This window comes from Lysinibacillus sp. G01H (genome assembly GCF_028872195.1).
In the GTDB taxonomy this organism is placed as follows: Bacteria; Bacillota; Bacilli; order Bacillales_A; family Planococcaceae; genus Lysinibacillus; species Lysinibacillus capsici.
The window spans coordinates 688,210-700,019 of sequence record NZ_CP118397.1 but is presented as its reverse complement, the minus strand read 5'-3'; the positions used below and the strand labels follow the sequence as shown (position 1 = coordinate 700,019).

Sequence of the window (11,810 nt, the reverse complement as noted above, 5' to 3'; positions counted from 1 at the left end):
CTAACCCTCACTTATTGGCGTACTTGGAATATTAATTACACATTGCTTTAGTTGTTCTGTTATAAATAAATCCATCCGCGGACATTCTTTATACATCTTAATTTCATGCATTGGTGTCCATATTGGACGGCTCATTACACCTTGCTCATTTAAAAAACTTAAAACTTTATTACGTTTACATTGCTTATCCAATAAGATTACTTGTAACCAATAATTACTTTTCGTATCTATAGGTTCTTTGAATAAACTTATTCCCTCAATATCTGCTAGTAAATCTTCATAGACAGGTGTTAATTTACGCTTTTGTTTGAGAAAATCACTTAGCTTCTCAAGCTGTGCGCATCCAAGTGCAGCGTTTATATTAGGCATTCGATAATTAAAGCCAATTTCATCATGTACAAACTCCCAACGATGTGGAACCTTTGCTGTCGTTGTTAAATGCTTTGCATAATCAGCAAGTTCTTCATCATTTGTAAGAATTGCTCCACCTCCACCTGTTGTAATAATTTTGTTGCCATTAAAACTAATAGCACTCAACTTGCCAAAACTACCCGTATGTTTTCCTTTATAATAACTACCTAATGATTCTGCTGCATCTTCTATAAGAACAAGTTTATATTGATCACATAAGGCAACAAGTTCATCTATCATACAGGGATGACCAAATGTATGCATCGGCACTAATGCTTTAATACGACGATTGGTTTGCTTATTATATAGTTCACCATTTCGTAGCTCAGCCATTCCCTCAATATATTTTTCTAGCTTAAATGGATCAACACCTAAAGTTTCCATGTTCACATCTACAAAGTGCGGAATAGCCTGTAGGTAAGACACAGCATTCGCAGTTGCAATAAATGTAAGTGAAGGCATCAACACTTCATCATTTGCTTTTACACCTGCAACTTTTAAAGCAATATGCAACGCTGCTGTTCCATTAACAACAGCTACTGCGCGTTTTACTCCTACAAATTTTGCTAAATCCTCCTCTAAACGTGTCACATAGGAGCCAACTGATGATACCCAGCCTGTTTTGATACAGTCTGTTACATATTCTATTTCTTTTTCATTAAACGTCGGCTCATGTAAAGCAACAAAATCCCTTCCATATAACCGTTTAATGTTTTCTGCAAACTCTCTCCATTGTTTATTCATATATTATAAACATCTGCCTTATATTGAGATAAATTTTTAGGATTTGTAAACCATTCTATTGTTTCTTGCAGGCCTTTACGGAAACCGCCTTTTCCTCCATATTGTGGATGCCAATCCAATAACTCTTTTGCTTTTTTATTTTCCGCCCATAACCGCTCCACTTCACTTTTTTCAGGGCGTAAACGCTGTTCATCTGTTTCAATCGTTAAATTGACACCCATAATATCTGCAATCATCTCTGCTGTTTCACCAATTGAAACTTCATAATTGGACCCAATATTAATTACTTCGCCAATTGATTTGTTCGAGTTCATTATAGAAATAAAGCCCTGAACCGTATCCTTTACATAATTAAAATCCCGTGTTGGACTAATAGCACCTAATTTAATAGTTGTTTGCCCGCTAGCCAATTGACTAATAATCGTTGGAATAACAGCACGTGCCGATTGACGTGGTCCATAAGTATTGAAGGGACGAATAATAGATACAGGTGTATCAAAAGATCGATAGAATGATAAAGCCATTTGGTCAGCCCCTATTTTTGAAGCTGAGTATGGAGATTGCCCCTGTAGTGGATGGGCCTCATCAATTGGCACATACAAAGCAGTACCATATACTTCACTTGTAGATGTATGAACAACTTTTTCTACATCTAATTCTTTTGCAGCCTGCACGACATTTAATGTCCCAATAATATTTGTATCTACATATGTCGCAGGTGAATGATATGAATATGGTATTGCGATCAATGCTGCTAAATTTAAAACATGTGTACAACCTTTCATAGCTTCCTTTACACCATAAGGGTCACGAATATCACCTAAAAAAATATCTAATTGTGATTTAATATTCTTTGGGGATTGATCAAGCCATCCCCATGAGTTAAAGGAATTATAATATACAAATGCTCGAACATCGTAGCCTAGCTGCACTAATGTTTCTGTTAGATGAGAACCAATAAACCCATCAGCACCTGTCACTAAAATTCTTGTCATAATTTCACCTCTTGTCTCTTTTGATTTTCTAATATTGTGATAGCATTTTGAATAGCTTGAAGAATTTGCTCACTAATAGATATTACAGATATAACCATTTTCGTTTGTATATCTCTCTTTTTTAGCAAATTTTCAACACTAACAACTTCCTCAACAGCTATTAAATCCCATTGTGTTTTAATAATCATTGCTTGCATATTATGAACACATAATGGATGTTGGTATAATTGTCTTACATATTCATCATACTTTTCTAATTGCTTTATGAAAAAACCACTCTTTTTATGGAAAATTTGTTTGTCAATATTTAAATTATCTAGAAAGTCCATATACTGATTACTCATTTTTATTAAGTCATTAAACAACTGGACTTCCTTCTGTAATTTTCTTATCAATTTTGCTTTTTCAATTTGATAGGTTGGTAATAGATTGACAACTTCCTTAATATCCTCAATATCATTGACACAATATTTATCTATTGCTTCCTTTAATCCCATTGAAATCGTATTCTCTATCTTTGCGCCACCCTCAGTTGCATTAATTACTTGTAGATTATGCTTTCCAATTTCTGCCTCATACCAATATTTAAACATCAACCATGTACTTGTTGTGGCTACTTGTCCACCATAATACCCCTCCGTGTACATAATTTCCATTTTTATCATATTTTTTTTGTCATATAAAGTACCTGAGGCATGTGTCTCTTTTTCATTTTTCCCGTAGGCCAAATCTTGTCCGATCAGTATAATTGGTGCACAACCTAATTGTACAGCCATTCCAAATGCTACATGGGCACAGGAATGTCCCATCATAATAAGGCTATCATCATTCAACTCTAATAATGACCCCAACCAAAAGTATTCCCCTACACCTGCTCGCATAGCTAGTAGCATATTTCCTGGAAATTCCTCAAATACTCGTTTATCCAACAATGGAGGTCCTACTAAGGTCATCTCTTTTGGGTAATTTTTATCTTGATAAAAATAGTCATATGTTTCTGTTACTCGCTCTACAGAACAGATAAAATCTGGAATAATTCCGTCTTTTATTAAACGTGCTGCAATTGTATCAACAGCAATAATAACTGCCTTACCTTTCAATTCATGTAAATAGTGGATATTTTTATTTAGCGAAGGTCCTGCCGCTACTACAATAGCAGGTTTACCACTATATCTATCTTTTAATTTCGTAATATCCTTGGACTGTAATACCCATTTTAAATTCTCTAAGTTTTGCCGTAATCCAATTAAACTATCTTCTGGGTCATTTCCATACATACGAACTGCAGAAGTAATTACTTTTCTAAGTGTTTCAGCAATAGACTTAGCAGTATTCACTTCATATTTGCGATAATAAGAAGTTAAATATATTTTTACATTTTTAGCATACGCTATGTGATGAATGATTTGAAAAAAATTCTGCAAAAATTCATTTAAATTTTGCCAATTTTCATCATTAAATAAAATAACAGATTCCTTTTTAAACATATTTAATTTTTTATGGTGTAAGGTATATGAAAATAAATCCATATTTGGCTCAATTATAATAAAAATAGATCGTTGATTCTCCTTACGAATTAATTCATTAATTTCTTTTACAGATGTAATTCCTATAATAAAAATTATTTGGCGCTTATTGTAGTTGCACTCATAGTTAGAATCAAATACATCTTGAAAAGCAATGACTTCCCCTACTTCATTTCGAAATACTTCTTCACCTTTATCGGTTTTACCCAAAAATACCAATTTTTGTTTTCCTGTTGGTTCACTTATCCAGTGCCATTTTGTATGTATGTTTAAGTTTTCTATATTTTGTTCGATTAACATGATTATTATCACCCTTTTCATAAACCTTCATAAACCTTTACTCATCTAACAATACTTAACTCTTTTTATATCGGTTATTTTAGCATATTATGAATAAGCTCAAAAGTTTTCTTATACTTCTATTAATTACTTAAAAAAAGCCACTTCAAAATGAAGTAGCTTTTTTAGAGAATTGTTATTTATTAACCTAATAATTGAAGAACACCTTGTGGTTGTTGGTTTGCTTGTGCAAGCATAGATTGAGCTGCTTGTGTTAGAATGTTATTCTTCGTGAATTCCATCATTGAAGCAGCCATATCTGTATCGCGGATACGAGATTCAGCAGCTGTTAAGTTTTCAGAAGAAGTACCTAAGTTGTTAATTGTGTGTTCTAAACGGTTTTGAACAGCACCTAATTTTGAACGCTCAGAAGATACTTTAGCAATCGCATCATCTAAAGTTTTTACAGCTTTTGCTGCATTTTCATGCGAAGTAATATCTAAAGCCTGTTCTGTAATAGTACTGTCAGTTCCATCTGTTACACCAAATTTTTCATCAGTACCTGTTGTTGTTATACCTAATGCCTTAGCACGCATATCACCTAATGAGACAGCAATTGCTTGATCCTTATTTGCACCAATTTGGAATTTCAGTGAACGATCATCTGTTTCTGCTGGTGTTGCCACTGAAGGAGCTGTTTCTTCAGTAACAGATTTTGTGTTAAGTTTAAATGTACCATCTACTGTTGTAACTGCTGAAGTTCCTACTTCTGCTCCTTTAAAGTCAAATTTAACACCATCAGCATTAAAGTTTAGTGTCGCACCTGCTGTTAGTGAGAAATTATATTCTGCTAACTTACCACCAGAAGCTGTTTGAAGTGTAACTTTTGCCGAGCTTGTACCCGTATTTTGCTCAATTTTTACTTGTCCAAGATCAGCAAATTTCGAGTTAGATACTGTAATACCACCTGTAATAGATGCTGCTGTACCATTGGAGTCCATATTAGTAGTGAAATCTTGTTTATTTGCTACTGTACTTTGTGTCTTATTTGAAACATCATTCCCTGCTCCAGCAAGTGTATTTAAATTTAATGTTACTGAATCGCCATTTGCCCAGTTTGCTGCATCCTCTTTTGTAAACTCGAATGATACACCTTGGCTATCATAAGAGTATTTACCTGTACTAGCAGTGAATGATACTTGAGCAGCAGATACAGTAGTTGTCTTGCCAGTAGTATCTGTGATAGAAATATCTACTTCAAATTTATCACCATTACGAGTCACTTTAATTGAATTGCCAACACTTGTAGCTAATTTCGCTAAATCAGTACCATTGTCTGTTACTGTACCAAGCTTTACATCAATGTCAGCTTTAGAAGTGCCAGTCCATGAAATTGGATCCGCCCCAACTTGAACTGTACCATCTTGTGCTAATTCACGTGTAATCTTAGCAGCAGATGTTGTTGTTGCTGCTTTTGTAACAAATTTATCAGAAAGGTCACCGTTTACTAATTTTTTAGTATTAAACTCAGTAGTGTTACCGATACGGTTGATTTCTGAAGTTAATTGGTTAATCTCTTTTTGAATTTCTTCACGGTCTGTTGTTGTGTTTGTATCGTTACCAGCTTGTACTGCTAACTCACGCATACGTTGTAGAATTGAGTGTGTTTCGTTAAGTGCACCCTCAGCTGTTTGGATTAAAGAAATACCATCTTGTGCGTTTTTAGAAGCCATATCTAAACCGCGGATTTGTCCACGCATTTTTTCAGAGATTGCTAAACCAGCAGCATCGTCTCCAGCGCGGTTGATTTTGTAACCTGAAGATAATTTTTCTAAAGCTTTAGAAGTTTGCGTGTTGTTGAACGCAAGATTACGGTGCGTATTTAACGCAGAAATATTGTGTTGAATTCTCATTTGGAATTCCTCCTTGAATAGTGTATTGTGCATCCCACATCCGTGTGGAATATGTATAGCAAAAGTTTCCTCTTGCCTAACAATCTTTATATCGTATTAGAATCGCAATGTTTAATAGTTTTAAAAAATATTTTTATATTTTTTATGCACTCCAATAAACTCTCATAATACCTATTATTTAGAATTTCATAATAAGTACGGGTAAACAATTATTTTCTTTTTAGCTGGTCTATAAAACTCGGTACAACATTTAATGCCGCTCTGTTTTGTTCCCTAATGGCTTCAAAAATTTCTGCACGGTGTACCTTAACTGCTTTGGGCGCTACTATTCCAATTTTTATTTGGTCTCCCTCTATAGCTAATATTTTTATTTCTATATTATCCCCAATCATGATAGACTCATTTTTTTTTCGTGAAAGCACTAACATTTATTTTGCACTTCCTTCCAAAGGTTGCATTGGAAAGCGTAATGGGTATTGTGCACTATCTAATAACACAATTTGTTTGCCAAGCCGTTTATTAATATTAATAATAACTGGTGCTAATAGATTGAGTGTGGAGTCTGCAAATTTTTCATTCATTGTGACAATAGAATAAGCTACAACATCCTGTTCTTCTTCGATTTGGAGATCATTTCTGTCTTCCTCACTAATCTCAAAAGCATAATCAGCTTTAAAAGCAAATGGATATGCTAATATAAAACCAATTTCTGCATTTTTCACGGATTGTAGTATTAGTAAAGGGATATCTGCATCTAAAGGGATTAAGATAAACTCTTGTTCATCTCTAAAACCAGGTAATCCCTCGTTAAATTTCACTATATCATCGTAATTAATTTCTATTTCACCTAAAAATTTTGTTTTAATTTTCATTTATAGCACTCCTTTACACCATTACATCAACATCTGGTCTTTGTACCATTGTCCCACTTACTTTTCCAGGTGTATAGTCGATACTTGGCTTGTTCACCTTATGTTCAATTTTAGGTGCTTGCTGTTCAATATGAACGTCTGTTGTACCTGGTGTGTAATCTATTTTTACCGATCCGATTGAAGGTACAAATTTTATATTGTACGGTCCAGGACGTGTAGGTCCATGATTTTGTTTTGCTATATTCTGAATAGTGCTACGGCCTTGCTCTTTTCCAGATTGAAGCATTATTTGCCTACCTTCAGTCACTCGACGCTTTATTCCTGATAGATTTTCTTGTTTTCCTTCCTCAGCAAAATTTTTAGAGGATTCTAAAGGACCAATCAAACCTAAATCTCGTCGTGCTTGCGAAGAATCTATTTTTAATTTTCCTCTAGTTGTATTAATTTCTAAGATTGCTGCAGGCTGCTCTATACTTTGAGACGCTTTAGGCTGCTGAATTTTTTGGACTGGATCCTGTACAGTGTATTCCATTTTAATGTCAGTTATATTGATTTGTATTTGAGGAATCTTCATAATACTCTTTCTCCTTCAACAAAGCGCTTGAGTAGACGATACTCAAGCGCTTTGTTCTGAAATTACTTACATTTCACCTTCAGAAGATATTCGAAGTTTAATTAACTAATTAAATATTTATCTTATAAAATCAACTAAAGTCTGCTGAATAATTTTTGCACCTACTGATAAAGCAGCTTGATGAATTGACTCTGCTGTAACCATTTCAGTAATTGCTTCTGAATAATCCACATCTTCATTTTCTGATAATTGTTTTGTAATATTTATTTTATGGATATCTAATCGATTTTCCATCATTTCCAAACGGTTTTGCTTTGCACCGACCTCTGCCCGAGTAGCAAGTAAGGCAGCCTGAACATCTGAAAAATCCGTACCCTTAGCTGAAGGATCATCTATATTGATAACCCCACCAAGTAAATCACTAATATCTGTAGCATTATTTGTGTCAGAGCCTGCTTTCAGAGCCTCTGATATTTTATTCATAAATTGATCAACTTGATTAAACAATTCAAAACCAACTGCATTAACTGATAACTGAATATTATCAAATACTTCAATTTTAACGTCTTGATCCTGCTTAGTTAAAGTTGGTCCATTAGGTTCATTAAACAATGGTAAAGTTTGAGTCGTGCCATCTGCTTTTTTCAGCGTCATATCTTTAAAACTATCAAAAGGATTTACAAGATTATTGTCTTTATCCAAATATGTGCCATTTAAAACTCTACCTGTTTTCATGGGGATTTTTCCATCTTCTAAATATGTCTTAAATGTTGTGTCATTCCCAGAAGCCGTATCAAATTCAGCTAAAGCATCCTGTGCGTCTACCATTTTAGTATACAATGCATCAATTTCAGCCTGTTGTTCCGGAGTAGGTGGAGTATCAGCTCCTGCAATTGCCGCATCATGAGCTGCTTCTGAATCTGTTACATTTACTTGTAATGTATCATAATGTTTTTGAATTGCTTCATGATCATAATATTTTACATCCACATACAGTGGCTTTTGTGTATTTGTCCCTGTAAATAAATACTTACCACCTACTTGTGTATTACCTAAATCACGTATCTGTTCACGGATTTGATCAATTTCTGCTTTTATTTTTTCTCGATCATCTGCTGTATTTGAATCGTTGGCCGCTTGAATAACAAGCTCTTTTACACGGTTCAGCGCCTCCCCAACTTCTCCAAGAGTAGAATCTGTTGTATCAAGCCAGTTGGTTGCCTCCCCAATATTACGTTTATATTGTTCAACTCTATCAATAGAAGTTCGATAACTCATTCCCTTTACTGCCACAACTGGATCATCTGAAGGACGAGTTATTTTTCTTCCAGAATCAATCTGATTCTGTAATTTAGACATTTTGCTATAACTAGCGTTTAGGTTTCGAAGCATATTGCTTGATAGCATTGATTGTGTAACGCGCATTAATTAATACCCCCTTCAAATTTAACTTACAAGCCAACTCGTCCCATGCCATTAATAATTTTATCTAATGTTTCATCTACCACTGTGATCATACGAGCATTCGCATTATAAGCTTGCTGGAATGTAATCATGTTCGTCATTTCTTCATCAAGTGATACTGAACTCATGGAGGCACGATTATTTGCCACATTTAATAAGAGTGATTCTGAGTTAGTTTGTAGTCGAATAGATTCTTGACCATCTACAGCCATTTGTCCAATCATCCCTTGGTAATAGGATTGGAAAGTGGCTCCTGATAATCCTATATCACCAGGTATATCTACATTTTTATTCATAAACTGTTGGGTTGTCCCAGCTTTACTATCATCGAAATTAAATTTTTGCAAGTTAGCTAATTCAATTGCCCATTTACCATTCCCTTCTTCTCCTTCACCGCTTGAAGCAGCTAATAGAGAAGGGCTCTTCACAATCTTTTCATTAACTTTTATGGATGCAGCTGTAAATTTACCAGTTAAAGGATCTGCACCTATAAATAAATCAGGTTCCTCTGCCTTTTTACCATCTAATTGATACCCTTCCGCATGCATAGCATTAAAGAGCTGTGCAAAGGAATTGACCAATTTATCAAATTCCGCAAGCATTTCTGGGTAGAGTCCTTTTACTGTAGTTACCCCAGCAACAGTTTGTTCATAACCATACGAATCAATAAGTGAAACAAATCTTCCCTTCGATGGTTCTAACTCATCGTATGAGATAGTTTCACTATCAGGATCGTTAGGTATTGGTTTAACAGGTGGCTCACCAAGTTTAGAAACATTTATTTGCTTAAAAACATTTGATAGCGAGTCGCCATTAATATCCTTATCAGCCTCATTACCTGTAATCGAAATTTCCACATAATTTTTTCCACTCACTAATGTAATTGGATCCCCATTTGGATAGGGAGTAAACTTTATAGTTAGACTTCCTTCAGCAACATCTGAAGCAAGCCCACCTGATGGAACCCTTTCAATTGATACAGGGATAAATTCGTTTAATTGATCGACTAACACATCTCGTGCATCATATAAATCATTAGGAACATATCCATTTGGCTCAACCTCTTGAATTTGCTTATTTATTGCAGCAATCTGTTTTAACAAGGAATTAATATTGTTTTTAGAAACGTTGATTTCATTGCCTAAATTTTGTTGGATAGCTTTTAACTGAGTATCATTGTAATTAAAGGCTTCAGCTAAAGCTTGTGCTTTAGAAAGTGCCACTTTACGTGCAGCAGTGTCTTCAGGATTAGCCCCAACATCTTCTAAAGCTTTCCAGAAATCATTAAAAGCTTGATTAATACCAAATTCTGATGGTTCCGAGAGGACATCTTCCATTTGAGAAATAGCCTTCGTTCTTGATTCCCAATACCCCAACTTATTCGTTTCTTGACGATACTGGCGATCAATAAACTCATCGCGAATACGTTGGATAGATGTTGCTTCGACACCCGTCCCAAGATGACCAGGATATGAAGGTGAATTTAGTCCGGCAGTTGGAAAACCTGGTGTTGCTTGCATATTTACTCGTTGACGAGAATAGCCTAGTGTGTTGGCGTTGGAAATATTGTGACCTGTTGTATATAAAGCAGTTTGCTGAGTGAAGAGGCCACGTTTGCTAGCTTCTAAGCCCATAAATGTTGAGCGCATGTTTCTTCCTCCCTTGTTATGCTTGTGAATCGAAATATGATTTTTTAGCTATATTGTTTGTGCCTCGGATCTCGTTGCTGGAATAGTTCATTTGCTCTGTACGAGGTCTTACTGCATCTAATGTTAGGTTGACGATTTGTAAGGATTGGAAAACGAGTTTTTGATTTAGATCATTTTGTTTTCGTAGGTCATTAATAATTTGCATTAAACGTTCGCGAACTGCTGATAGTGTTGCTTTGTCAGCTTGTTGTTCAGTAGCCTCGATGACATCCGCGACAGTTGTTTTGTCAGCTGAAGCAAGTCCCTTTGCTTCAAGGTAGTCCGTTACCTGTTTCTGACGCTGTTGCTCGAGCTTATCGATGGCTGCTACGTGCGCCTGCTCATCCTTGAGCAATTGGTCTAGCGCTTCGATATCGCCAGCTTTAATAATTTCTGTTTTTTTAAAGGCTAGTTCGAGTAAGCTTTTATGCATTCTCTCTAGCATTGTTAGTGTAGAACTAATTGCTTCTACAGACATATCGTTATACACCCTTTCTGCTATTCCCTAGAAACGATAATATTTCAGCATATCCTCTGCCACTTTACGCGCATCTACTTTGTATTCCCCAGAAGCAATATCCTTTTTCAACTGTTGAACATGGTCTGCCCGCTCCGAACTGTATGTTGAAACACCTCGCATTTCTTGTGCAGCCTTTGAAATTTCAATTTTATCGGCGAAAGATGCCTTGTTTGTATTTGATTTCACATTGCGTACTTGGTTTTTATAGGCGTTTACTGCATTAACTCCATAAGATGTAATTTTCATTTCAATACCCCCCATCTCTAAATCCTATCTTACTATTATTTCGGATTGTCTCACATAATGTTAAGTTTTCACATAGAAAAAAGTGTGCTAATTTTGTTTAAAATTAACACACTTGGAGTAATTAACGTTTACGCTCTGAGTGATAGGTTACTCTCTCACGTTCCTCAACACTTTGGCGAAACTCTTTGGCAGCATCAAATGTCCGTAAGTCTGCTTTTAATTCATCCTGACATTTCGAGCAGAGCTTTCCTGTCGTCGTTAGATGGCCACAGTTATCACATGGATAGCCTAGATTCGGGAACATTGCTGGCTGTAAACGGCCTTTACGGACCCATTTAAATAGTAAGTCTTTATCTGCTCCCGTGGCTTCTACAATACGTTCTACAGTTGCCGCACGGTTTTCACGTTTACGTAAGAAACGATAAACGATTTGATAAAGCTCCTCCTCTGATTGTGCACACTTATGACACACTTCTCGGACTCCTGTATAATTAAAAAACTCATTACATTTCGGACAATTACGAACCTCTGCCATTGGCCTTTCCTCCTCTTTCTAGCAAATTTATCTACGAATGCTG

12 protein-coding genes are annotated in these 11,810 nt (G+C 35.5%); all 12 read right to left on the bottom strand.

What is annotated here, in order from left to right:
• The 12 genes from PSR12_RS03355 to PSR12_RS03300 all read right to left on the bottom strand — a co-directional run bounded on the left by PSR12_RS03355 (position 1) and on the right by PSR12_RS03300 (position 11,767).
• The gene (locus tag PSR12_RS03355; protein ID WP_274771625.1) at positions 1-1,155 is read right to left on the bottom strand and encodes a LegC family aminotransferase; all 1,155 of its coding nucleotides are present in this window, start codon (positions 1,153-1,155) and stop codon (positions 1-3) included.
• A complete protein-coding gene (locus tag PSR12_RS03350; protein ID WP_274771623.1) occupies positions 1,152-2,150 on the bottom strand; it encodes an NAD-dependent 4,6-dehydratase LegB in 999 nt (332 codons plus the stop codon). The genes PSR12_RS03355 and PSR12_RS03350 overlap by 4 nt, the downstream gene beginning before the upstream one ends.
• Positions 2,147-3,976, bottom strand: a complete 1,830-nt coding sequence (locus PSR12_RS03345) for a motility associated factor glycosyltransferase family protein (protein WP_274771622.1) — start codon at positions 3,974-3,976, stop codon at positions 2,147-2,149. The genes PSR12_RS03350 and PSR12_RS03345 overlap by 4 nt, the downstream gene beginning before the upstream one ends.
• 182 nt (positions 3,977-4,158) lie before the next feature.
• Positions 4,159-5,868, bottom strand: a complete 1,710-nt coding sequence (locus PSR12_RS03340; RefSeq protein WP_274771621.1) for a flagellin N-terminal helical domain-containing protein — start codon at positions 5,866-5,868, stop codon at positions 4,159-4,161.
• A 209-nt stretch (positions 5,869-6,077) separates the two neighbouring features.
• Positions 6,078-6,296, bottom strand: coding sequence for a carbon storage regulator CsrA (gene csrA / locus PSR12_RS03335; protein ID WP_274771619.1), 219 nt, complete (start codon positions 6,294-6,296; stop codon positions 6,078-6,080).
• Positions 6,297-6,740 (bottom strand): flagellar assembly protein FliW, encoded by a 444-nt coding sequence (gene fliW, locus PSR12_RS03330; protein WP_274771617.1) that lies wholly within the window; start codon positions 6,738-6,740, stop codon positions 6,297-6,299.
• Positions 6,741-6,753: 13 nt separating this feature from the next.
• Positions 6,754-7,314: a DUF6470 family protein gene (locus PSR12_RS03325; protein ID WP_274771615.1), complete on the bottom strand. Its 561-nt coding sequence runs from the start codon at positions 7,312-7,314 to the stop codon at positions 6,754-6,756.
• Between the two features lie 117 nt (positions 7,315-7,431).
• Complete coding sequence (flgL, locus tag PSR12_RS03320; RefSeq protein WP_274771613.1) at positions 7,432-8,739, bottom strand: flagellar hook-associated protein FlgL; 1,308 nt, start codon at positions 8,737-8,739, stop codon at positions 7,432-7,434.
• A 26-nt stretch (positions 8,740-8,765) separates the two neighbouring features.
• Entirely contained in the window at positions 8,766-10,427 is a 1,662-nt protein-coding gene (gene flgK / locus PSR12_RS03315) for a flagellar hook-associated protein FlgK (RefSeq protein WP_274771611.1), read from the bottom strand.
• 16 nt (positions 10,428-10,443) lie between these two features.
• Positions 10,444-10,944, bottom strand: a complete 501-nt coding sequence (locus PSR12_RS03310) for a flagellar protein FlgN (protein ID WP_274771609.1) — start codon at positions 10,942-10,944, stop codon at positions 10,444-10,446.
• 27 nt (positions 10,945-10,971) lie between these two features.
• Positions 10,972-11,232 (bottom strand): flagellar biosynthesis anti-sigma factor FlgM, encoded by a 261-nt coding sequence (flgM, locus tag PSR12_RS03305; protein ID WP_054549755.1) that lies wholly within the window; start codon positions 11,230-11,232, stop codon positions 10,972-10,974.
• Between the two features lie 121 nt (positions 11,233-11,353).
• On the bottom strand, positions 11,354-11,767 hold the full coding sequence (locus tag PSR12_RS03300) for a TIGR03826 family flagellar region protein (protein ID WP_274771608.1): 414 nt from the start codon (positions 11,765-11,767) through the stop codon (positions 11,354-11,356).
• Positions 11,768-11,810: the final 43 nt, after the last annotated feature.